General features: G+C 69.3%; 19 protein-coding genes and 1 pseudogene. 13 read left to right on the top strand and 7 right to left on the bottom strand.

Features of this window, described 5'->3' with window-relative positions:
• The first annotated feature begins 16 nt into the window (after positions 1-16).
• On the top strand, positions 17-997 hold the full coding sequence (locus POR01S_RS02100; RefSeq protein ID WP_081347899.1) for a DUF1853 family protein: 981 nt from the start codon (positions 17-19) through the stop codon (positions 995-997).
• Here POR01S_RS02100 and POR01S_RS02095 read toward each other — a convergent pair.
• The 3 genes from POR01S_RS02095 to POR01S_RS02085 form a co-directional block, all read right to left on the bottom strand.
• Positions 970-1893 carry a 1-aminocyclopropane-1-carboxylate deaminase/D-cysteine desulfhydrase gene (locus POR01S_RS02095; protein WP_081875151.1) on the bottom strand — a complete coding sequence of 308 codons (924 nt, stop codon included), beginning with the start codon at positions 1891-1893 and terminating at the stop codon, positions 970-972. The two genes, POR01S_RS02100 and POR01S_RS02095, sit on opposite strands and share 28 nt — an antisense overlap.
• An 11-nt stretch (positions 1894-1904) precedes the next feature.
• On the bottom strand, positions 1905-3218 hold the full coding sequence (locus POR01S_RS02090; protein ID WP_169742404.1) for a chromosome partitioning protein ParA: 1314 nt from the start codon (positions 3216-3218) through the stop codon (positions 1905-1907).
• A gap of 287 nt (positions 3219-3505) precedes the next feature.
• Complete coding sequence (locus POR01S_RS02085; protein ID WP_042133421.1) at positions 3506-5560, bottom strand: NADPH-dependent 2,4-dienoyl-CoA reductase; 2055 nt, start codon at positions 5558-5560, stop codon at positions 3506-3508.
• A 195-nt stretch (positions 5561-5755) separates the two neighbouring features.
• On the opposite strand from POR01S_RS02085, the gene POR01S_RS02080 reads away from it, so the two are divergent.
• The 4 genes from POR01S_RS02080 (at position 5756) to POR01S_RS02065 (ending at position 11155) form a co-directional block, all read left to right on the top strand.
• On the top strand, positions 5756-6778 hold the full coding sequence (locus POR01S_RS02080; protein ID WP_027599827.1) for a carbon-nitrogen hydrolase family protein: 1023 nt from the start codon (positions 5756-5758) through the stop codon (positions 6776-6778).
• The gene (locus POR01S_RS02075; RefSeq protein ID WP_042133418.1) at positions 6775-7818 is read left to right on the top strand and encodes an AraC family transcriptional regulator; all 1044 of its coding nucleotides are present in this window, start codon (positions 6775-6777) and stop codon (positions 7816-7818) included. The genes POR01S_RS02080 and POR01S_RS02075 overlap by 4 nt, the downstream gene beginning before the upstream one ends.
• Before the next feature lie 65 nt (positions 7819-7883).
• Positions 7884-10409, top strand: a complete 2526-nt coding sequence (locus POR01S_RS02070) for a mechanosensitive ion channel domain-containing protein (RefSeq protein ID WP_042133416.1) — start codon at positions 7884-7886, stop codon at positions 10407-10409.
• Between the two features lie 5 nt (positions 10410-10414).
• Complete coding sequence (locus tag POR01S_RS02065; RefSeq protein ID WP_042133414.1) at positions 10415-11155, top strand: NUDIX domain-containing protein; 741 nt, start codon at positions 10415-10417, stop codon at positions 11153-11155.
• Here the strand turns inward: POR01S_RS02065 and cysE are convergent.
• From cysE to POR01S_RS02050, 3 genes are read right to left on the bottom strand one after another with little or no spacing between them, the layout of a single operon-like run.
• Complete coding sequence (gene cysE / locus POR01S_RS02060; protein WP_042133412.1) at positions 11137-11925, bottom strand: serine O-acetyltransferase; 789 nt, start codon at positions 11923-11925, stop codon at positions 11137-11139. The genes POR01S_RS02065 and cysE overlap by 19 nt on opposite strands.
• Before the next feature lie 15 nt (positions 11926-11940).
• Positions 11941-12507: a GNAT family N-acetyltransferase gene (locus POR01S_RS02055; protein WP_042133410.1), complete on the bottom strand. Its 567-nt coding sequence runs from the start codon at positions 12505-12507 to the stop codon at positions 11941-11943.
• Between the two features lie 9 nt (positions 12508-12516).
• A complete protein-coding gene (locus POR01S_RS02050) occupies positions 12517-13059 on the bottom strand; it encodes a helix-turn-helix domain-containing protein (protein WP_042133408.1) in 543 nt (180 codons plus the stop codon).
• 672 nt (positions 13060-13731) lie between these two features.
• On the opposite strand from POR01S_RS02050, the pseudogene POR01S_RS02045 reads away from it, so the two are divergent.
• The 8 genes and pseudogenes from POR01S_RS02045 to POR01S_RS02010 all read left to right on the top strand — a co-directional run.
• A pseudogene (locus tag POR01S_RS02045) lies at positions 13732-13908 on the top strand (con-10 family general stress protein); the annotation flags it as partial.
• A gap of 218 nt (positions 13909-14126) precedes the next feature.
• The gene (locus POR01S_RS02040) at positions 14127-15932 is read left to right on the top strand and encodes a methyl-accepting chemotaxis protein (RefSeq protein WP_027601902.1); all 1806 of its coding nucleotides are present in this window, start codon (positions 14127-14129) and stop codon (positions 15930-15932) included.
• 2 nt (positions 15933-15934) lie between these two features.
• A complete protein-coding gene (locus POR01S_RS02035) occupies positions 15935-16390 on the top strand; it encodes a chemotaxis protein CheW (RefSeq protein ID WP_042133406.1) in 456 nt (151 codons plus the stop codon).
• Positions 16387-17637, top strand: a complete 1251-nt coding sequence (locus POR01S_RS02030) for a CheR family methyltransferase (RefSeq protein WP_042133404.1) — start codon at positions 16387-16389, stop codon at positions 17635-17637. The genes POR01S_RS02035 and POR01S_RS02030 overlap by 4 nt, the downstream gene beginning before the upstream one ends.
• Positions 17634-18161 (top strand): chemotaxis protein CheW, encoded by a 528-nt coding sequence (locus POR01S_RS02025; RefSeq protein ID WP_042133402.1) that lies wholly within the window; start codon positions 17634-17636, stop codon positions 18159-18161. The genes POR01S_RS02030 and POR01S_RS02025 overlap by 4 nt, the downstream gene beginning before the upstream one ends.
• Positions 18158-20344, top strand: a complete 2187-nt coding sequence (locus POR01S_RS02020; protein WP_027599838.1) for a hybrid sensor histidine kinase/response regulator — start codon at positions 18158-18160, stop codon at positions 20342-20344. Before POR01S_RS02025 ends, POR01S_RS02020 begins: the two co-directional genes overlap by 4 nt.
• Entirely contained in the window at positions 20341-21378 is a 1038-nt protein-coding gene (gene cheB, locus POR01S_RS02015) for a chemotaxis-specific protein-glutamate methyltransferase CheB (protein WP_042133401.1), read from the top strand. The genes POR01S_RS02020 and cheB overlap by 4 nt, the downstream gene beginning before the upstream one ends.
• Positions 21379-21474: 96 nt before the next feature.
• Positions 21475-22503 (top strand): GGDEF domain-containing response regulator, encoded by a 1029-nt coding sequence (locus POR01S_RS02010; protein ID WP_027599840.1) that lies wholly within the window; start codon positions 21475-21477, stop codon positions 22501-22503.
• Between the two features lie 18 nt (positions 22504-22521).
• Here POR01S_RS02010 and POR01S_RS02005 read toward each other — a convergent pair whose 3' ends face one another.
• Positions 22522-23436, bottom strand: coding sequence for a diguanylate cyclase domain-containing protein (locus POR01S_RS02005; protein WP_027599841.1), 915 nt, complete (start codon positions 23434-23436; stop codon positions 22522-22524).
• Between the last annotated feature and the right edge of the window lie 3 nt (positions 23437-23439).

Raw genomic sequence — 23439 nt, 5'->3', positions numbered from 1 at the left:
GGAAAGTGCGGAAAGTATGGGCGAAAGCCCTTGGCAGCGGCAAACCGCCCTCATCCGACCACGGGTCGCCGCCGGTGATCCGCAGCGGCCCGGCTTGGCCTATGCTGGCACCATGACGCCCTTCGCCGAGCTGCACGCCCTGCCCCGCCGCCTGAGCCAGCCCCAGGTGCGCGATCTCGCCTGGACCCTGGTCGCGCCGCCCTTGCTGGCAGCCGCCGACACCCGTCATCCGCTGGCCGCCAGCGACTGGGCGACCCACCCCGAACGTCTGGCCGACTGGCTGCGGCAACAGGACGCGGCCCCCGCGGCCCTGGCGACCTGGCTCGCCCAGGGCAGCGATCGCCGCCTGGGGCGCCAGTACGAAAGACTCTGGCAATTCGCCCTGGAGCGCGCGCCGGGGCTGAGGTTGCGGGCGGCCAACCTGCCCTTGCGCGACGGTGACCGTACCCTGGGTGAACTGGACCTGCTGGTGGAAGACGCTGAGGGGGTCCATCACCTGGAACTGGCGGTGAAGTTCTACCTGGGCGAAGGCCCGGCGGACGCGCCCCGCTGGCTGGGCCCCGGCGGCGAAGACCAGCTGGCGCGCAAGCTCGCCCATCTGCGCCAGCGCCAGTTGCCGCTGTCGGCCACGCCCCTGGCCCGGGCCAGCCTGGCGGCGCTGGACATCGCCCCGCCGCGGGCGGCGCTGTGGTTGGGCGGCTATCTGTTCCAGCCGCTCGATCGCCCCCTGCCCTGGCCGGCGGACGCCCTGCCATCCCGACAACCCCAGCTGTGGTGCGCGCGCGGGCAACTGCCGGAGGGTCCCTGGGAGGTGCTGCCCAAGGGCCACTGGCTGGCACCCGCAGTGGCCGACACGCCCTGCCTGCCGCTGCCGGACGGCGAGCCGATCTGGCCGCAATTGCTGGTGCGGCGCGATGCACGCGGCGACGAGGATGCCCGGCTGTTCCTGGTGCCTGGGGGTTGGCCGCTTCAGCCGCCGACCCACTTCGCCAGCTGAGGCTCCAGCGCGCGGCGGCCCTGGAGGCCCCCGCTGTGGATCAGCACCAGGCGACTGCCCGGGGCCAGCGCGCCGCCCTCGATTGCCTGGCGCAGGGCCAGCCAGAGCTTGCCGGTATAGAGCGGCTCCAGGGCAATCCCGGTCTGCGCCTCGAACTCCGCCATGGCCCGGGCCAGTTCGGCATCGAGGCGGCCGAAGCCACCGCGGCTGGCGTCCAGCAGGCGCCAGTTCGGGGCCATGTGCTGGGCGAGCAACCGGTCGAGGTTGGCTTCGACGCCGTGCCCGGATGGCACCGCCAGGCCGCCCACCACCTGCCAGGCGGGATCGGCGGCGCGGATCACCCCGGCCAGGGTGGTGCCGGTGCCGGCGGCCAGCCAGACTTGCTGGCAATCGGGCCAGTCCAGGGCGGCGAGGCCCTGGCGCAACTCCGTGACGATGGCCGCGCAGGCCGCGGCGGCCTGCTCGTCGCAGCCCCCCTCGGGAATGGGCAGCAACCCGGGATAGCGCGCCTGCCAGGGCTGCCAGAAGTCGGCGTCATGGCGACGGCGATAGCCGCCATAGCCGAGCCAGTGCAGGGTCATGCCCTGGGCCTGCAGATCCTGGACGGTGGGCGTCAGACAGGGCTCGCCGCGCAGCAGGCCGACAGTGGCGAAGCCGTCTTCCCGACCCAGGGCGGCCAGCGCATGCAGATGATTGGAGTGGGCACCGCCGAGACTGATGAGCCCACGGCCCTCGCCCCGGGCCAGGCGTTCGCGCCAGGGCCGCAGCTTGTAGCCCTTGTTGCCGTTATGCGCGGCCGGGCGCTGATCCAGGCGCAGCACCGCCAGGCGCAGGTCGCGCGGCGCCAGGGCGGCGAGCTGCACCTCCTGCAGCGCGGCGGGTGGGAGAGATGTCATCCGCCGGGGATTCAGAGATTGGCGACGTCGCCATCGCTGTCATCGCCGCGGTGCTCGGCGCACAGCGTCGAGCGCAGCGGATCGAACTGGGCGGGATGCTCGACCCGCACCACCGGCTGCCCGCAGCGCTCGCCCTCCACCTCGGCCTGGCACACCGGCTGCTGGTGATGTTCCAGCCAGCGCTGGTATTGCTCGCGGCTGACCTTGCAGTGCTCGGCGACATAACCCAGGGGATCGGCGCTGAACCGCGGCACGTCCTGGCGGCTGAGGATCAGATGCCCCGCCCCCGGCTGGAAGGTGACGAACAGGATGCCCTGGCGCGCCAGGCGCTCCAGCTGGCCTTCGTTGCTGTCGCCGATCAGCTGAGCGCAGCGCTCGCGCAGCTGGCGGATGTCTTCCTGCAACTGGCCGTCCAGCTCGTCGCGGTACTTGAGTTCCACCTCGCGGATGGTCAGCTGATTCTTCAGCTCGCCCACCGCGGCGGCCACCCGGGCTTCGCTTTCGGCTTCGGACTGGATGCGCAGCGCCTCGATCTTGTAGAGGGCGTTGCGCTCCAGGGTGCGCATCTGTTCGTTGAGTTCTTCGCGCTCCTGCCGGGCCAGGTCGTGCTGTTGCTCCAGGTGCTGGGCCAGGGCGGCGTAGCGCACCTCCAGCTCGGCCTTGGCGGCGCGGACTTCGTCGGCGTCGCGCTGCAGGCGGGCCAGGTCTTCCTGGTGCTGGCGGGTCAGGGTCAGCAGCCGGGTGCGCTGGCCGGCAATCAGCTTGTCCAGTGCCTCCTGGTGTTCCTGGGCGAGGATGCGGCGCACCCGTTCGAGACGGGCCTCGACATCGATGCCGTCGGCGGCGCTGGGGTGGTATTCGCCGGCCAGCTCCACCTCGCCATCGCGCGGCGCGACCAGACCCAGGCAGTCGCGGATCGCCTGCCAGTCGTCATGCTCGGCCTCGCTGCGCGGATCCCAGAGATCGCCCTGGTGCCAGGAAATCGGACAGTGGCTGCGACTGGCCAGGCGAATCGGCCCGGCGCCCAGGTCGGGACCGACATCGCCGCGCTCGGCCAGCTCCGTAAGCGGCAGGTCCCACTCCGGCAGCGGACTGCCCTGGGCATCGAAGGCCAGCAGGAAAAACACCGCGGCCTTGACCCGGCGGTGGTCGTCCAGCAGCAGATAGACGAAGCGATGGCGCCGTCCGGCGCAGTCGAGCAGCGTCTGGTCGCCCTGCCAGAGCGCCTGGAAATCGGGAAACAGCAAGGCGCGATTCACACCCTGGTCGCCGAACCCCAGCACCACCGGGGTCAGTACCGCCTCTTCGTTCAACGTCTCTGCCATCTCTCGCCGCGTGCTCTGTCGATCCCACATGAATACCGAGGCCGGCCTCTCGCCAATTGGCGACCGGACCTGCATCCGCGCGCCGACCTCGGGCGGCGACGCGCTTGATCCGCGTCGCCGCCCGACTGCTCCAACGCGCCGGGCCCCCACCCGACGCATCAGGACGGCAGCTTAGCCAATCCTGGTCGGCGGGATGGAAGAGAGGCCAGACATTGGGACGAGGGTCGGTCCGGAACCGATGTTATGCGGAGTGGATCACAGAAATCATCCCCGATTGCAACGAAGAGTTACAGCTCGGCGGCAAGGCGAGTGGCCTGATCGATGGCGCGCTTGGCATCGAGTTCGGCGGCGACATCCGCGCCCCCGACCCGATGCACCGCCATGCCGGCGCCGAGCAGTTCGTCTTCCAGCTCGCGCAGGGACTCCTGGCCGGCGCAGAGCACGACGTTGTCGACGTCCAGCACCTGCTCGCCGCCATCGGGCAGGCGCAGGTGCAGACCGGCATCGTCGATGCCCAGGTATTCCACCCCGCCAATGGCCTTGACGCCGCGCTGCTGCAGGCGCGCGCGGTGGATCCAGCCGGTGGTCTTGCCCAGGCCCTTGCCGGGCTTGCCCGGCTTGCGCTGCAGTAGCCAGACCTCGCGCGGCACCGCCGGCGGCGCGGCCGGGGCCAGGCCGCCACGGCTGCTGAAGCTGGGGTCTATGCCCCACTCTCGGTAGAAGGCGGTGATGGGCTCCACCTCCTGGTGGCCATGGGTGAGGAAATCTGCCACGTCGAAGCCGATGCCACCGGCGCCGATCAGGGCGACCCGTCGGCCTACCGGCTTGCGCTCCAGCAGGACGTCCAGATAACCCAGCACCTTGGGATGGTCGACTCCCGGAATGGGCGGCACCCGCGGCGTCACCCCGGTGGCCAGGATCACCGCGGCGAAGCCCTCGGCCTGCAACTCGCCGGCGCTGACACGATGGTTGAGGCGGACATCCACCCCCAGTCGCTCCAGGCGCCGCTGGAAATACCTCAGGGTTTCGCCGAATTCTTCCTTGCCCGGAATGCGCCGGGCAACATTGAACTGGCCACCGATGCGCTCGCTGGCTTCGAACAGCACTACCTTATGGCCGCGCTCGGCCAAGGTGCAGGCGGCGGCCAGGCCCGCCGGTCCGGCGCCGACCACGGCGAAGGTGCGGACCTCGGCGGCAGGCAGGATCCGCAACTCGGTCTCGTGGCAGGCGCGCGGATTGACCAGGCAGCTGGTCAGCTTGCCGGCGAAGGTATGGTCCAGGCAGGCCTGGTTGCAGGCGATGCAGGTGTTGATCTCGTCGGCACGGCCGGCGGCGGCCTTGGCGACGAAATCCGGATCGGCCAGCAGCGGGCGGGCCATGGACACCAGGTCGGCCTGGCCGGCGGCGAGGATGGCCTCGGCCACCTCGGGGGTGTTGATGCGGTTGGTGGCGATCAGCGGCACCCGCACCCGGCCCTTGAGCTGGGCGGTCACGGCGGCAAAGGCGCCGCGTGGCACCAGGGTGGCGATGGTGGGGATGCGCGCCTCGTGCCAGCCGATGCCGGTGTTGATCAGGCTGACCCCGGCGGCTTCCAGCCAGAGCGCCAGCTGCAGGCATTCCTCGGGGGTACTGCCCTGCTCCACCAGGTCCAGCAGCGAGAGCCGGAAGATGATCAGGAAATCCGGACCGCTCGCCGCGCGGATGCCTTCGACGATGGCCAGCGGCAAGCGGCAGCGCTGGGCGAAGTCGCCGCCCCAGCGATCCGTGCGGTGATTGGTCCGCGCGGCGATGAACTGATTGATGAAATAGCCTTCGGAACCCATCACCTCGACGCCGTCGTAACCGGCCTGTTGCGCCAGGGTGGCGCAGCGGATGAAGGCGGCGATCTGCCCCTCCACCTCGGCCTCGTCCAGTTCGCGCGGGGTGAAGGGATTGATCGGTGCCTGCAGCGCCGAGGGCGCCACCAGTTGGGGGTTATAGGCATAGCGCCCGGCGTGCAGGATCTGCAGGCAGATACGGCCGCCGGCGGCGTGCACCGCGTCCGTTACCGGCCGATGATGCTCGGCTTCCTCGGGGGTGGTCAGCTTGGCCGCGCCCTTGGCCACGGCGCCCTCTTCGTTCGGCGCGATGCCGCCGGTGACGATCAGCCCCACCCCGCCCCGCGCCCGCTCGGCGAAAAAGGCCGCCATCCGCGCGAAACCGCCGGGCCGCTCTTCCAGCCCCGTGTGCATGGACCCCATCACCACGCGATTGCGCAACGTGATCGACCCCACGGGCAGAGGTTCGAGCAGATGCGGATAGCTTTCCAGAGGGGTGGTATTACGGGGGGCAAGCTCGATCATGGCGGTCTCCGGTGGTTGGCCTTTCTGGGAAAGCCTGGCGCCACGATAGGAGGAGCGCGCCCCCGTCTCAATCACCGGAAATGACAACCTCTTTACCCAAATGCACAGCCGCCCCTTGGCAGTGGCGGTCTGGTCTCCTACCCTGAGCACCTTTATCCCGCCCGGCCCAGGAGGCCGGACCGCTCTGGAGTGCCGATGCGCAAGCTCGTGTTCCTGGTGCTGATCGCCCTGTTCGCCGTACTGGCGGGCTGGGTGGCCCAGCGGCCAGCCTTCCATTACCTGTCGGATCTGCGCAGCAGCCTGGCCGTGGACCTGACCACCACGCCGGCGGCCGCCACCACCGGCAACCTGCTGGGGATCGAGCCCGAGCTGATCGCCCTGGACTACGGCAATCCCGAGCGACTGCGCCTCAAGCTCGATGCCTATCTGGCCAATGCGCGGCGCCTGGGTCTGATCGGCGCCCAGACCATCGTGGTACTGCCCGAACACCTGGGCACTCCGCTGGCGCTGATGGGCGAGAAACCCGAGGTCTATGCCGCCGCCCGCAGCGAAGACGCCATCCAGTGGCTGCTGCTGGGCAATCCGCTGCGCGTGGCCCGCGCCTGGTTCCAGGCCGAGGGTGACCGGCGCCTGGCCGACAGCCTGTTGCGCATGAAGGCCTGGGACATGGCCAGCGCCTATCAGCAACTCTTCGGCGGACTCGCCCGCCAGTACGGTGTCACCCTGGTGGCCGGCTCCATCGTGCTGCCCGGTCCGACCCTGGTCGACGGCGAATTGCAGGTGGGCACGGGACCGCTGCGCAATGTCACCCTGGTCTTCGGACCCGATGGCAAGGTGCTCGGCCAGCCGCTGGTGCGGCCTCTGACAGCCCGGGAACGCGGCGACGATCTCAGTCCACCCCTGCTGCGGCTGGAGACGCCGCTGGGCCGTCTGGGCGTCATCCAGGGCAGCGACACCGGTCGCGCCAGGGTGCTCGACGATCCCCAGGTGGAACTGCTGGCGATCCCCGCCCTCGCCTCGGGCGCCACCCCGGCACCGGCGCCCTTCGATGTGCAGCGTCTGCGCGCCGCCGGCATTCGCGCCGCGCTGGAGGTGCAGTTGCGCGGACGGCTCTGGGAATGGCAGGCCGGCGGCGGCAGCCGGGCCTTCACCCCGGACGCCGAAGCCGCCACCGATCCTGCCCGGGCCGGCAGCAAGTTGATCAATCTGCGGCTATGAGCGCGCCGGCGCTGCGCCTGGGCGATCTCTCCACCGGCTTCGTGCTGGCCTTGGCCGCGGCCGTCGACCAGCGGGGCGCCGATGCCGCCGGCCTGCTGGCGCGCTTCGGCCTGAGCGCGGCGCGGCTGGCCGAACCCGGCGGACGGCTGTCGATTCCCCATTACATGCGCCTGGGCCATGCCGCCCTGGAGCTGACCGGCGATCCGGCGCTGGGCCTGGCCATGGGCCGGGCGATGCGACCAGCCTTTCTCGGCCTCGCCGGCGTCACCGTGGGCCAGGCGCCGGACGTGCGCCACGCCGCCGAGACGTTGCTCAGGCTGGAGCCGCTCTATGGCCGCAACTACCGGGGCCGGTCGCGCTATGCCGCCCAGGGTCGCGACGCCTGGCTGCACTTCTATAGCATCAGCCCCTATAACGCCTACAACCGCTTCGTGGTGGACGCGGTGCTGAGCGCCTGGCTGGCGTTGCTGGGCACGGTGGCCGGCCAGGCGCTGCAACCGCGCCGCGTGCTCATCGAATACCCTGCCCCGGCTGACCTCGCGTCCTACGCGACCGCCTTTGGTTGCCCGGTGGAATTCGGCGCCGCCGAGAATGCCCTGTTGCTCGACGCCGTGACCCTGAGCCGGCCCGGTCCCGAACACTGCCCCGCCACCTGGCGCCAGTTGCTGGCGCTGAGCGACGCCGAGCACGGCCGGCTGACCCGCACCCGCGGACTCACCGAGCGGGTGGTCGAGGTCATGGGGCCGCTGTTGCGGCATGGCGAGCCGACCCTGGAACAGATCGCCAGCCGGCTGCGCCTGCCCTCCTGGACGCTCAGGCGCAAGCTGGCCGAGGAAGGCACCCAGTACCGCGCCCTGCTCAACCTGACCCGCCGCGACCTGGCCCTGGCCTATATCCGCGACACCGAGGCCAGTTTCGGCGAGATCGCCTACCTGCTCGGTTTCGCCTCCCCCGCCGCCTTCCAGCGCGCCTTCAAGCGCTGGACCGACCAGACCCCCGGCGACTGGCGGCGCCTGCAGCGGCAGGGCGTGGCCGGCTGAAGGGAGCATAGGCGCCGATCGTGGGTCCTAACTGCCTGATCCTTCACCAGGACTGCGCTCGCCCCATGCCCAATTTCCTGTTTGCCCTGCTACTGCTGTGCCTGGCGCTGCCGCTGCGCGCCGCCGAAACCCCCGCCCAGGCCGCGACCGGCCTCGACCCCCAGCAGGCGCGCCAGGTCGCGGCCCTGCTGCAGGATCCGCAGCGGCGCCAGGAGCTGATCCTGACCCTGCAAGCCATTGCCAGCCAGCCGGCCAGCACGACCGCGACCAACCCGGCGCCGGCGAGCACAACAACCGCAGCTGCGCCGGCCACGGCCGCCACCCCGGCTACAGGCGAAGAAAAGACGCTGGTGCCCCTGGAAGCCAATGGCCTGATCGCCCAGACGCTCAGTCGCGTCGGGCGCTGGGCCGACAACCTGGGCAGCGAACTGAATCAGGTACAGCGGGCGGTACGCAGCCTGCCGGACTGGTCGCGCGCCAGCTTCACCTCCGAAGCGGGTCGCCGGGCCCTGTTGCAGGCCCTGCTGACCCTGGCCACCCTCTTTGCCGCCGGCCTGCTCGTCGAGTGGCTGATCCGCCGCGCACTCCAGCGCCCTCGGCAACGGCTGCAGCGCCAGGCCGATCACGCCGACAGCCGCGCCCGCCGCCAGGCCCAGCAGCAGGCGGCCCAGCCGTCACCGCCTGCGGCCGCGGCACCGGCCTCCGAAGAGGCCGCCACCCGCCCGGCCGAACCCGCGGTGGCCCTGGTCATGACCCAGCGCGACGGCGTGGATCAGCTCGAAGAGGTGCCCATCGCCCCGTCCGATAGCGCCGCACCGGTGCCGGATGAGCCCGCGCCCAGCTCCATCCCGGCCGATCCCGCGCCCGCCAGCCCCGCCCGACGCAGCGGCGAAGAGCACTGGACCACCCTGCGGCATCTGCCCTTCGCCCTCGGGCTGCTGGTGCTGGAAGTGCTGCCGCTGCTGGCCTTCTGGGCCATGGCGGCGCTGCTCATCCACTACCTGGTGGGCTCGGATGCCAACCTGCGCGAGCTGGTCGGCGGCTTCCTCGGCGCCTACCTCACCACCCGCCTGGCGCTGATCGTCATTCGCCTGCTGATCGATCCCGCCGCCCACGGCATCCGCCTGCTCAAGGTCAAGGCGCCCCTCGCCTGCACCCTGCTGCGCTGGCTGCACGCCTTCGTCGCCCTGATCACCTTCGGGCTGGCGCTGGCTCAGGCCGCGGACATCCTCGGCGCCAACGAAGAAGGCCGCGAAGCCATCGTCAAGCTGGTCTCGCTGCTGGCCCACCTGCTGGTGGTGGGGCTGATCTTCCACGTGCGCCGGCCGGTGGCCGCGCGCATCGCCGGGCGTCAGGATGGCAGTGGTGCCCTGGCCGTGCTGCGCGCCTGGCTGGGCCAGGTCTGGGCGGTGTTCGCCGCGGTGTTCGTCATGGGCGGCTGGACCATGTGGGCGCTGGACATCGAGAACGGCCTGCCGCGGCTGATGAACTTCGTCGCGCTGTCCGCCGGCATCGTCATCCTCGGGCGCCTGGCGGCGGTGTTCCTGCTCGGCCTGCTGGGTCGGCTGTTCCAGCCGGCGGCGAGCGAAGGCGCCAGCGGCAGCGATCTGCACCTGCAGCGCTACTACCCGCTGGCGCGCTGGCTGGTGGGGGTGATCGTCACCCTGATCACCGCCCTGGCGCTGTTCCAGTCCTGGGGCTGGGACGTGCTGGACTGGTTCGGCGAGGGCAGCATCGGTCGCAACCTGCTGTCCGCCTTCCTCACCATCCTCATCGCCGCCATCATCGCCGTGGCGATCTGGGAAGGCGCCAACGCCGCGGTGAACCGGCGACTGAGCAGCTGGAGCGAACGCGGCGATACGGTGCGCGCCGCCCGGCTGCGCACCCTGCTGCCCATGCTGCGCACCGGCCTGCTCATCCTGGTCGCGCTGATCGTCGGCCTCACCGCCCTGAGCGAGCTGGGCATCAACACCACGCCGCTGCTGGCCAGCGCCAGCATCATCGGGGTGGCGCTGGGCTTCGGCTCGCAAAAGCTGGTGCAGGATTTCATCACCGGCATCTTCCTGCTGCTGGAAAACGCCATGCAGGTGGGCGACTGGGTCACCGTGGCCGGGGTCTCGGGCACCGTGGAATACCTGTCGATCCGCACCGTGCGCCTGCGCGCCGGCGACGGCTCCCTGCACATCGTGCCTTTCAGCTCGGTGTCCGCGGTCAACAACATCAACCGCGGTCTGGGCAACGCGGCCCTGCGCATCAGCGTGGGCTACGAGGAAGACATCGAGCGCGTCATCGCCGAACTCAAGGACATCGGCGCCGGCATGCGCGCCGACGATGCCTTCAAGGACCTGATCCTCGCCGATCTGGAGATCTGGGGCGTGGACGCCGTCGACGGCTCCATGGTGACCATCGCCGGCCAGATGAGATGCCTCGACAAGGGCCGCTGGGGCGTGCAGCGCGAACTCAATCGCCGCATCCTCGAACGCTTCCGCGAGCGCGGCATCGAGATCGCCAATCCGCGCGCCAGTCTGCTGCTGCCCAGCGAAGCCGGTATCGTACCCTCCACGCCCATCCCGTCACGCCCTGCGGAGTAAACCCCGTGCAGTACCGCCAAGACGCCTTCAACGGCCTGATCATCGATGCCGCCTCGCTGCCCACCGACCGCGAGGCCTTTGCCCCGGCGCTAGCGGAGTTGCTCACCAGCGCTCGGCGCGAGGGACGCAACCTGATCTGGCTGACCCTGCCCCTGGCCCTCGGCGATCTGGTGGGGGTCGCCACCGCCGCCGGCTTCGTCTTTCACAACTGCCTGGAGCAGGAGCTGACCCTGGTCTGGCGCGGCACCCCCACGGCCTTCGCGCCCTTCGTGCCGACCCACAGCCTGGGCGTGGGCGGCCTGGTACTCAACGACCGCGGCGAATTGCTGGCGATCCGCGAGCGCGGCAGCCAGGGTTACAAGCTGCCGGGCGGCCATGTCGAACTGGGCGAAGACCTGGCGCCGGCGGTGGTCCGCGAAGTCTGGGAGGAAACCGGCATCCGCAGCGCCTTTCGCAGCGTGGTCGGCCTGGTGACCACCCATCCCTACCGCTTCGGCAAGTCCAATCTCTATGTGGTCTGCCGCCTCGATCCGCTGAGTGCCGAGATCGCCATCCAGGATCCGGAGGAGATCGAGGACGCCCGCTGGCTGGCGCTGCCCGAGTACCTGGCGGATCCGGGCAACAGCGCCTTCAATCGCGAGCTGGTGCGCAGCCTGGCGCAGGCCGAGGGCCTGCAGGCGAGTGCGCTGAACAGCGAGCGCTATCCCAAGGCCGAGGTCTTTCTCGCTCAGCCGTCGAAGGACTGATCCATGCTCTCGGCCGGATGAGCGTCGCGCGGACGCCCCACCGGACGGGCGGGAATGCCCACCACCGTGGTATGGGGCGCCACCGGGTGCAGGACCACGCTGTTGGCGCCGATCTTGGCGCCTTCGCCGATCTCCAGATTGCCGAGGATCTTGACCCCGGCACCGATCATCACCCCGCGCCGCACCTTGGGATGCCGATCGCCCTGCTCCTTGCCGGTGCCGCCCAGGGTCACCTGCTGCAGGATGGAGACGTCGTCTTCCACCACCGCGGTTTCGCCGATGACGATACCGGTGCCGTGGTCGAGCATGATGCCGCGCCCCAGCCGGGCGGCCGGGTGGATGTCGATGGCCAGCAGCCGATTGCAACGCGCCTGCAGGTGCAGGGCCAGCAGCCGCTCGTCGTTGCACCAGAGGGCATGGCTCAGGCGCTGGGTCTGCAGCGCCAGGAAGCCCTTGGAGAACAGGAAGATCTCCAGCAGGCTGGCATAGGCCGGATCCCGCGCCAGCACCGCTTCCAGGTCCGCGCAGGCCGCTGCGGTCAATGCCGGCCACTCGGCATGCAGGGCGGCGAAGCGCTCGGCGAGGGCCTCGGCCTGCCCCGGATCCTCCGCCAGGGCCTCGGCGCAGCGCCGGACCAGGGCTGCTGTCAGATCCACCGGCTGCAGCAGCGCGCGCGTCAGCCCCGCGGCCAGGGCCGGGGCATCGCGACGCCCGGCCTCGGCCTGGGCGCGCAGGAGTTGCCAGAGTTCGGGAGCGGAGCGAGGCGGCATGGCGGATAGGCGTCCTTAACTGAAGGCGCCCAGCTTAACGGGCACGGCGTTCAGCGTCTTGTACATCAGGGTGGTGCTGTCGCGGCGTTCCGGTTGGCGGGCATCCAGGGAATAGCCGGGAATCCTGCCGACCACCTGATAGCCGAGGGACAGATAGAGCGGCTCGGCATGGTCGTCGCTGCGGGTGTCCAGGGTCAGCAATTCCCGTCCTTCGGCCCGCGCGGCCGCTTCCACCGCCTGCATCAGCCGGCGCGCGAGTCCCTGGCGCCGGTAGTCCGGATGCACCAGCAACTTGACCACGTCCGCGCGGTGCGGCTGGTTGGCCGGGGTATCCAGCACCAGCTGCACGCTGCCGACCACCCGGTCGTCCTGCAGCGCGGCAAACAGCACCCGGGTGCCCCGGGCCAGGCCCGGCGCCACGGCTTCGGTCCAGAAACGGCGATTCACGCTGTCGGCGAGCGGCAGGATGAAGCCGATGTTGGCGCCCTGCTCGACACAGGCGGCCAGCAGGCGCTGAAAGTCATCCAGGTGACGGGTGAAGGCGGCAGCCTCGAGCTGCTCGATACGCAGGGACGTACTCATGGACACACCTCAGATCATGAACAGGAGATAACGGGCGCCCGCCGGACCACTGAGGAAGCGGCTGCTGCCCCAGAGGCGATAGCGCAGGCAATTGCCGACGCCCAGGCGGTAGGACTGGTCTTCGATCCACAGCTGCAACTCGCCTTCGAGCAGCAGCAGATGGTGTTCGAGGCCTGGGCGGGGCGATGCCTCGTAGCGGATGTCCACGCCCGGCCCGAGCGCGCTTTCGATGACCTCACCCGCCAGGGCCTGGGCCGGCGGCGACACCGAACGGCGGGTGAACGCCTGCGCGGGATCGCTCCAGATCTGCTGCGCCTGGCGCTGGACCTGGGCCGGATAGCGGCTTTCCACGCTGTGCAGCAGGCGCGTCAGGGTCAGGCCGTAGGCTGAACAGAGTTGCCCGAGCACCGCCGTGGTCGGGCTGACCTCGGCGTTCTCCAGGCGAGACAGCGTCGCGCGACTGACCCCACTCAAGGACGCCAATTGCTCCAGGGACCATTCACGCTCCAGGCGCAGCGCCTTGAGCCTTACCGCCAGTTGTTGATCCAGCATGACCACCTCCCGATTCAGGGAATTTTTCTCACATAAGAGAGAAAAGTGCACGGTTACTGCTGTGCTACCCCTGTCGCATCAGGCCGCTGCCAAAGTTGATATCGCGTTAAACCTTATCGGAGAAACTCTTTACCGGGCACGTCGTTATATCCAGATGCCTTTCCGGACCATTCAGCAACGAGAGGCTCTAGCCAAGCCGTCCGCATTCTTCCACCGGCATCGAAAGAGCGCTACTCTGTAACATCGAACAAGCAGGTACGCGCGACGAAGATGATAATTTTCAGGCGACTCCAGAACGCGACTTCGATAAAGGCGTCTGAATGCCTGAGCGTATCAAACCCCAGCGAAAACGCTCCCTGCAGCAAGATGTTTCAAGAATTTTCAGCGCCAGACAGGGGTTCCAACCGGAAAGTTATTCCGACCTTGGCCGAATTCTTTTACAGCTCCTGTACAACTTTTCCGGAAACGGCTCTAGCAGGACAAAGTTCAAGTTTAAGTCTGTATCGAAGTTGCACCTCGTATAACAATATATCCCTCCATCAGCCCGCTCGAACTCGCTTTATAAACCCCTACTCTCAATATCCGAATCGCTTAGCCTTTGGGGGCACGCATTCAACTGTTCAATAATTGAAAGTGGGAGAAGTTCTTATGGCCAACAAAAGTAGCAATCCAGGTAACTTCGCCAACAATCGCGAGCGCGCCGCCGAGGCGGGTCGCAAGGGCGGACGGGCGAGCGGCGGCAACTTCGCCAACAACCCGGCCCGGGCGTCCGAAGCCGGGCGCAAGGGTGGCCAGAACAGCCATGGCACCCGCCGTCCCGAGGCCGCGAACGACGCCGCGGCGACCTGAGGCATTCTGCCCCCATGGCAGCCGCCTCGGATCAGAGACTCCGGGCCGGCTGCTACCTTTGCTTCTCGCTTACCCTCCTGCCCCGCCGCCCGCCGCCTATCCTGCTCCTCCAGTGAGTTCCAACTCACACAAATGCATGACCGTGCTACTTTTATCGGACAACCCGAGTGGTCCCCAGGGCTCGCTCTCCCTGCTTCTGTCCGTCTGCGCCGGTGCCCATGCTCAACAACATTCGCATCCAGAACAAACTCTTCGCCGGCTTCGCCGCCATCATCGCCCTGGTGGTCCTGCTGCTCTGGCTGACCTATGCCGCCTTGCAGAGCCTGGTCGACGCCAACCGCTGGGACAGGCACACCGCCGAGGTGCTGCTGTCGGTTACGGCGCTGGACAACAACCTGCTGGAAACCCGCGCCAGATTGCGCACCTTCTGGTACTCAGGCGCTAGCGCCGATGCCGATACCGCGCGCCAGGCGCTGACGTCCCTGACCGCGGCCGTCCGTGTGCCCCAGCAACTGACCCAGGACAACGCCAGCCAGCAGCAGCGCTTCGCGCGCCTGAGCGCCGATCTCGACAACTGGCGGCAGAACACCTTCGAGCCCCTCCTGCGCCTGCGCGAGACGGGCAACCTCAGTCCGGCTCAACTGGCCAACGAACCGCTGGTCACCGCCCTGTCCACCCAGGTCACCAACCTGCGCCAGCAGATCCAGGGCATAGGCGACGAAGAGCGCCGGCTGTCCGCGCAACGGGCGGGCCATACCGAGGAAGTGCGTGACCAGCTGACCTGGACCCTGGTGGCCGGCGGCACCTTCTGCGTCCTGCTGGCCGCCCTCATCGCCTGGTTGCTGTCCCATCACCTGTTGCGCTCGATTCGGCGCCTGACCGACACCGTGGCGCGCATCTCCGCCGGTGACAGCGGCGCTCGGGTGCAGGTGCTAGGCCGTGACGAACTCGCCCAGGTGGGCCTGGCCTTCAATCAGATGGCGCAGCAGATCCAGGACGACCACGCGCGCGAACAGGCGCTGATGCACCGCCTGCGCGCCGATGTGGACGACCTGCTCGGGGTGGTCAACCGGGCTGCCGCGGGCGACCTCACCGGGCGCACCAGCGTCACCGGCGACGACGCCATCGGCCAACTGGCTCGCGGCCTGAGCAAGATGATCGAGGACCTGCGCGGCATGATCGCCAAGGTGCAGCGCGCCGGTATCCAGGTGACCTCTTCCACCACCGAGATCGCCGCCTCCTCCCGCCAGCAGGAGGCCACCAGCATCGAGCAGGCGCAGACCAGCGTGGAAGTGCTGAGCACCACGCGGGAGATCGCCGCCAACGCCAACGCCCTGGTACGCACCATGGAAGAAGCCGTGCAGGTGGCGGATGAGACCACCCAGGGCGCGGAGCAGGCGCGCAGCAGCCTGGCGAGCATGGACGGCACCATGCAGCGCATGGTCGCGGCGACCGATTCCATCAACGCCAAGCTCGCCGCCCTGTCGGAGAAGTCCAGCCACATCAACAAGGTGCTGACCACCATCACCAAGGTCGCCGACCAGACCAACCTGCTGTCGCTCAACGCCGCCATCGAGGCGGAAAAGGCCGGCGAGGCCGGGCGGGGTTTTTCGGTGGTGGCCACCGAGATCCGCCGGCTGTCCGACCAGACCACCGCCGCCACCGACGACATCGAGCAGATGCTCAAGGACATGAATTCCGCGGTGTCCGCCAGCGTCATGGGCATGGACAAGTTTTCCGAGGAGATCCGCCGCAGCGTGCAGGAGGTGGCCAGCGTCAGCGACCAGCTGGCCGAGGTGATCGAGGACGTGCAGAAGCTGCCGGCGCGCTTCGACATCGTGCTGGAGGGCATGCAGTCCCAGGCCGTGGGCGCCGGCCAGATCGCCGAGACCATCACCCAGCTCAACGACAGCACCCAGCAGACCACCGAGGCGCTCAAGGCTACCAGCGAGGCGGTCCAGTATCTGCAGCAGGCAGCCCAGGACCTGCAGAGCAGCGTCGCTACCTTCTCGGTCACTCGTTGAGCATGCAGATCCTGGTCTTCCAGCTGGCCGAGGCCGTGGCGGCCCTGCCGACGACGGCGATCCGCCAGGTGCTGCCCCTGCTGCAGCTCACCCGCTTTCCTGCGGCGCCCGCGGGCGTCGCCGGCCTGATGAATCTGCACGGCGCGGCGATCCCGGTGGTCGACGTCACCGCCATGAGCGGCGGCCCGGCGGCCCGGGCGCGCCAGGACACCCGCATCCTGCTGGTGGACTTCACCCTGCCCGAGGGCGGTAGCCGTCCGCTCGGCCTGGTGGTGGAAGGCGTCGCCGGCGTGCGCCGGGTCACCGCCCGCGCGCCACGACCGGCCGGCGTCCGCCTGCCCGACTACCCCTGGCTCGGCGAGGTGCTGGAGACGCCCGAGGGCCTCTGGCTGTGGCTGGAACCGGATCGCTTGCTCTCGCCGACCCTGGCCGCCCTGCTGTTCCAGGAGGCCGCGTGAAGCTCGATCCCCGGCTGGCGCCCCTGGTGCGGGCGCGCACCGGCCTGGCCATCGCCGACGACATGCTCGGCCGCGCCATTCGCCAGCGCCTGCGCGAGCGCCAGGAGGGCGATGCGGAGGCCTATATGGCGCGCATCCTTGACGACGAAGGCGAATTCGCCGATCTGCTGGACCTGCTGGTCATCCCCGAGACCTGGTTCTTTCGCGATCCGCAGGCGATCGCCCACGCCGCCCGCTTCGCCCAGGAGCGCCACGCCCGCAGCGGCGCGCCGGTGCGGCTGCTCAGTCTGCCCTGCTCCACCGGCGAAGAACCCTATACCCTGGCCATGGCGCTGTTCGATACCGGCCTGCCCGCACAGGCCTTCCAGGTCACCGCGGTGGACATCAACGAGCCGTCCCTGGAGCGCGCCCGCCGCGGCCTCTATGGGCGCAATTCCTTTCGCGCCCGCGACCTCGGCTTTCGCGATCGCTATTTCGACGCCGAGGGCGATCGCCAGCGCCTGGCCGAACGGGTGCGCAACCAGGTGCGCTTTCGCCAGGGCAACATCCTGCAGCTGGGCAGCCTGCGCGACGGCGCGCCCTTCGACGTGGTGCTCTGCCGCAATCTGCTGATCTATTTCGACGACCAGACCCAGGGCCGCGCCCTCAGCCACCTGGCCGCCCTGATGCACGACGACGGCCTGCTCTGCGTCGGCAGTTCGGAAATGGTCAGCGCCATGCGGCATGGCTTCGCCAGCCTGGGCGTGGCCCACGCCTCGGCACTGGTCAAACGCCAGGCCGCGGGCGCCGAACCCGCGCGTCCGCACCCGCAGCCGGCGTCGCCACGGCGCAAGGCCGCGGTGCGACCGCCGCCCCCGGCGCCGCCGCTGCCCACCCGCCTGCGCGCCAGAAGCACACCCGCACCCGCTCCGATAACTCCGGTCGCCAGCAGCGCTCAGCCGCTCGAAGAAGCCCAGCGCCTGGCCGACGCCGGGCGTGGCGCCGAAGCCGAGGCGCTGCTGCGCAACCTGCTCGAGGCGGATCGCAGCCAGGCCGGTGCCCACTTCCTGCTGGCGCTGATCCTGCCCGACGACCGCGCCGCCGAAGCCGAGCGGGCGCTGCGCCAGGCCCTCTATCTGGAGCCGGGGCACTATCCCGCCCTCTGTCGCCTGGCGCTAATCTGCGAAAGAGCCGGCCGCCTCGACGAAGCCGGACGCCTGCGCGAGCGCGCCGCGCGCATCCAGACCCGCGCCGGTGACGACGCATGAGCCTGAATCGTGAACTCAGCGCCCTGGAGCGCGCCGCCTGGGCCGAGCACTATGCCGAACCCCTGGACGACCGCCAGGCGCGCTCGGCCAGCGCCCTGGTCTTTCGTCTGGGCGCCGAATGGCTGGGGCTGCCGGGCAGTTGCCTGGTGACCGCCACCGAACCCACCGCCGTGCACCGCGTTCCTCACCGGCGTTCGCCGCTGCTGCGCGGCATCGTCCCGGTACGCGGCCAGCTGCAGCCCTGCATTGCCCTGGAGCTGCTGCTGGCGGTGGCACCGGGTGCCCAGACCCGCGGCTTTCCGCGCCTGCTGCTGTTGCATGTCGGCCGCCGCGACTGGGCCGTGCAGGTGGACGAGGTGCTGGGGCTGCAGCGCTATGCCCCCGGCGAGGTGCAGCCGCCCCCCGCGACCCTGGGCGGCGACTTGCTCAGCTATCTGGACGGTGTCTATCGCGAAGGCGAGTACCAGGTCGGTCTGCTCGATCTGCCACGGCTGGAGCGAGCCCTGGAGGAGGCGCTGCGATGAGCCAGCCACCGCGCGATGTGCGCGAGATGTCCCTCTATGATCTCTTCGCCAGCGAAGTGCAGAGTCATCTGCAGCCGCTGGATGCCGGCCTGCTGCGTCTGGAGCGCGATCCCTCAGACACGGGGGTGATCGAGCCGATGATGCGCGCGGCCCATTCCATCAAGGGTGCGGCGCGCATCGTCGATCTCGACGGCCTGGTGGAGTTGGCCCATGCCATGGAGGACTGCCTGGTCGCCGTTCAGGCCGGGCGCCGCAGGCTCGGACCGGCGGATATCGACCAGCTGTTTCGCTGCGTCGATGTTCTCGGCGAGGTCAGTCGCCTGGACGAAGCCGCCAGCCAGCGCTGGCAGCGCGAGCAGCGTGATGCCCAGCGGGCACTGGCGCAGGCGCTCAGCGCCACTGACAGCGAAGCGCCCCCGCCTGTCGTGGCCGCCCCCCAGGAGCCGATGCCTGCCCCGGCGGTCCAGGACGAACCGGCACCCGACGCCGAGCGCAGTCGGGATCCGCTGCGGGTGGACAGTGGTCGCTTCAACCAGATTCTCGCCCTCACTAGCGAGGCGCGGGTCATGGGCCTCGGCCTGCATGGCCTGGTCCAGGGCTTCCAGGGCTATCGCGCCGAATTGCAGGGACTGTTCGGCCAGGCCCAGGCGGTCAGCAGCGAGTTGCGTCAGCGCCAGGAAGGCCTGCTCGATCGCTATCAGCAGCAGCTGCAGGCCCTGGAAGCCTATGAGCGGCGCCTGCTCGGGGTCTGCCAGGGGCTGCTGGACGAGGTGCTGGGGGTGCGCATGCGCCCGCTGCGCGATGCCGTCCAGGGCTTTCCGCGACTGGTGCGCGACCTGGCCCGGGGGCTGGACAAGGACGCCGTGCTGCAGGTGGACGGCGCCGACACCCTGATCGATCGCGAGGTGCTGGCGCGGCTGGAAAGCCCGCTCAATCACCTCCTGCGCAACGCCGTCGACCACGGCCTGGAAACCCCGGCCGAACGCCGCGCCCTGGGCAAGCCCGAGTGCGGCCAGATTCGCCTCGAGGCGCGGCATGTCGCCGGCCGCCTGCAGGTCAGTCTGCACGACGACGGTCGTGGCCTGGACTTGGAGCGCATCCGCGCCGCGGTGATCGCCCGCCGCCTCAGTCCGCCGCCAGTGGCCGCCGAGCTGAGCCCGGCGGAGTTACTGGAATTCCTGCTGCTGCCCGGCTTCAGTCTCAAGGAAACGGTGACCGAGCTGTCCGGGCGCGGCGTGGGCCTGGACGTGGTGGCTGACGCCATTCGCGCCCTGGATGGCGAGGTCCGCCTGGAAACCCGCCCGGGGCTGGGCTTCAGCACCCACCTGCTGGTTCCGGTCAGCCGCTCCATCGTCCGCGCCCTCATCGTCGACATCGCCGGCGAGGCCTATGCCCTGCCGGTCAACCGGATCGAACGGGTGCTGCGCCTGGATCCGGCCGCAGTGCACTCGCTGGAGGGCAAGGCCTTCTTCCTGCTCGGCGAAGATCGCCTGGGCCTGGTCGCCGCCCATCAGCTGCTGGAGCTGGACGGCGCGCCACCCAGCGGCGATCTCGCCGTGCTGGTGATCGGCAGCGGCGACCGGCGCTACGGGCTGGTGGTGGATCGCCTGCGGGGCGAGCAGGGCCTGGCGCTCAAGCCGCTGGACGAGATCTTTGGCAAGTTGCGCTCGGTCACCGCCGGGGCGCTGCTCGACGACGGCAGTCCGGTGCTCCTGCTGGACGTCGCCGATCTGCTCACCGGCATCGAGCGCCTGCTCGGCGAAGGCCGCCTGCGCCAGGTGCAGAGCGGCGCCGTCCTGGACAGCCGGCGGGTCAAGCGTATTCTGGTGGTGGACGACTCCCTCACGGTGCGCGAGATGGAGCGCAAGCTGCTGGAAGGCCAGGGCTACCAGGTGGAGGTCGCGGTGGATGGCATGGATGGCTGGAACGCCGTCCGCGCCGGCGAATTCGACATGCTGCTGTCGGACATCGACATGCCCCGCATGAACGGTATCGAACTGGTGGAACTGGTGCGCCGCGATCCGCGTCTGCATGCGCTGCCGGTGATGATCGTGTCCTACAAGGATCGCCCGGAAGACCGGCTCAAGGGCATGCAGGCCGGTGCCGACTACTACCTGACCAAGGGCAGCTTCCACGACGATGCCCTGATCACCGCCGTGCAGGACCTCATCGGAGCGCCATGAGAATCGCCATCGTCAACGATCTGCTGCTGGCCACCGAAGCCCTGCGCCGCCTGCTGACGGGCGACGGTCGCCATACGGTCGCCTGGATCGCCCACGACGGCGAGGAAGCCGTGGCGCGCTGCGTCGAGGACCGCCCGGATCTGATCCTCATGGATCTGCAGATGCCCCGTCTGGACGGCATCGAGGCCACCCGCCGGATCATGGCCCAGTCGCCCTGCGCCATCCTCATGGTCACCGCCACCCCCGACGATTGCGAAGGCGTGTTTCGCGCCATGGGCGCCGGCGCCCTCGACGTGACCGCCACCCCGGCCCTCAGCGGCGGTGCCGATGGCGGCGCCCTGCTGCGCAAGATCGCCCGTATCGAACCCCTGGTGCGCCTGCCGGAACGCGCCGCCCGCCCGCAACCGGTCAGCGCTGCCGCTCCCGCCGATCGCGCCCAGGCGACGCCGGACACCCTGGTGGCCATCGGCGCCTCCACCGGTGGCCCGGCAGCCCTGGTCAGTCTGTTCGAGGCCTGGGCGCCCACGCCCCAGGCCAGCGTGGTGCTGGTACAGCACATCGATCGGCGCTTCGCCCCCAGCTTCATCGGTTGGCTCGGCACCCAGATCGCCTGGCCGGTCACCGCCGCCCTGCCCGGCGCCCTGCCCGCCCCCGGTCAGGTGTCCGTCGCCCTGGGTGACGACCATCTGCTGCTGGACGAGCGCGGTCGCTTCGCCTACACCGCCGAACCGGTGGATTACCCCTATCGTCCCTCGGTGGATGTGTTCTTCGACAACCTCGCCAGCCACCCGCTGCGGGCCGCCAAGGCCCTGGGGATCCTGCTGACCGGCATGGGCCGCGATGGCGCCAGCGGCCTCTATGCCCTGCGCCAGAGCGGTTGTCCGACCCTGGCCCAGGATGAGGCCAGTTGTGCCGTATACGGCATGCCCGCGGCTGCGGTTAGAATGGGCGCCGCGGAGCGCGTACTCAGCCCCACGCAGATCGGTGCCTGGCTGCAACGACGCTTCGGCAACGGCTCGCGGAACAGCATATGACAGGTCGCCAACAGGAGCGTTGGACGACGCAGTGGCAGGGACTGGCCAAGAAGAGACGCGGGACGTTTGACCCCGCCCGCACAAGGACTCGCAGTAATGGCCACGCACGAGGGTAATACCCTGGACAGCCTGACCGCACCCAAGGTGCGCCTGCTGCTGGTGGACGATCAGTTGATCATCATCGAAGCCCTGCGGCGGATGATCGCCGATCAGCCCGACATCGAGCTGCATTACTGCCTGGACGCCCACCAGGCGGTCAGCATGGCCCTGCAACTCAAGCCCACGGTGGTCCTGCAGGACCTGATCATGCCGGAGATCGACGGCCTGGAAACGGTCAAGCGTTTCCGTGCCGAACCGGCGCTGCGCGACGTGCCCATCGTGGTGCTCTCCTCCAAGGAGGACCCCCAGGTCAAGGCGCAGAGCTTCGCCACCGGCGCCAACGACTATCTGGTCAAGTTGCCCGACAAGCTGGAACTGCTGGCGCGGGTGCGCTACCACTCCGAGGCCCATGTGCTGCGCGCCCAGCGCGACGAGGCCTTTCGCTTCCTGCGCGAAAGCCAGCGCCAGCTCGCCGAGGCCAATATCCAGCTGCAGAAGCTGGTGGCCATCGACAGCCTCACCGGCATCAACAACCGCCGCCATTTCGACCAGACCTACGAAGGCGAATGGCTGCGAGCCCGGCGCAATCGCCAGCCGCTGGCCCTGCTGCTGTGCGACGTCGACCACTTCAAGCGCTACAACGACACCTATGGCCACCTCAGCGGCGATCTCTGCCTGAAGAAGGTGGCGGCGGTGCTCACCGAGCAACTCAAGCGACCGGCCGACCTGGTGGCCCGCTACGGGGGCGAGGAATTCGCCATGGTGCTGCCGGAGACCGACGCCGAGGGCGCGCTCAAGGTCGCCGAGGCCTGCCGGGCCGGTGTCGAGCGGTTGCAGGTGGCCCACTCCGGCAGCGACCTGGGCTTCGTCACCATCTCCATCGGCGTCGGCAGCATCCAGCCGCAGAGCGGTGACGACCACGAAGCCTTCATCGAGCGCACCGACCAGGCGCTGTACCAGGCCAAGGCCGAAGGCCGCAACCGGGTGCACCTGGTCAAGGGCAGCGGCAAGGACCTCCCGGCCTAGGGACGCGGCGGCTGCAACCTAGAAGCTGCGACTGACCAGGCGATTACGCCCTTCGGCCTTGGCCTGGTAGAGCAGGTTGTCGGCGGCCTTGAGCAGGCCCTCCGGGGTCTGCTCGGGGGTCGGATTACAGCAGGCCAGGCCCATGCTCATGGTCAGCCAGAGCCGGTCCTCGGCCAGCGGATGAGCGATGCGCAATTCGGCGATGCCCTGCCGACAGCGTTCCAGCACCGCCTCGGCGGCCGTGCGCGAAGCGCCCGGTAGCAGCAGCACGAACTCCTCCCCACCATAACGCGCCAGGCAATCCCGCTCGCGGATGCGCTGTTCCAGCACCTGAGCGACCCGCGCCAGCGCCTGATCCCCGGCGCCATGGCCGTGGGTATCGTTGTACTGCTTGAAGTAGTCGATATCGAGCATGGCGATGGCCAGCGAGCCCCGCCGGCTGACCGCCAGCTGCCACTCGATCGCCAGCTGCTCGTCGAAGCGGCGGCGATTGCCCACTGCGGTCAGCGGATCCATGTGCGCCAGCTCTTCGAGCAGCCGCCGCTGGCGGGCCAGTTGCAGGTGCAGCCGCACCCGCGCCAGCACGGCCAGAGGATTGAAGGGCTTCTGGATGAAGTCGCTGGCGCCCAGTTCGAAACACTCCACCTCGCGGTGCAGGTCATTGGCCGCGGTGATGAAGATCACCGGGATGGCACTGGTCTCGGCGCGGCGCTTGAACAGCTGGATCAGTTGCAGGCCGTCGATGCCGGGCATCACCACGTCCAGCAGGATGAGGTCGGGGTGCTCGCGGGCGGCCTTGGTCAGGGCCTGCACCCCGCTCTTGGCCAGCATGATGCGCGCCTCGTCGCGCAGCAGGTCGCCGAGGACGCGCAGATTGCTCTTCTGATCGTCGACGATGAGGATCAACGGCAGGTCCGGACGGCGCCCCTCCATGGG

The sequence above is a fragment of the Pseudomonas oryzihabitans NBRC 102199 genome, assembly GCF_000730625.1.
Classification (GTDB): Bacteria; Pseudomonadota; Gammaproteobacteria; order Pseudomonadales; family Pseudomonadaceae; genus Chryseomonas; species Chryseomonas oryzihabitans.
The sequence above is the reverse complement of the archived record's forward strand: the minus strand, read 5'-3'. Positions and strand labels throughout refer to the sequence as shown.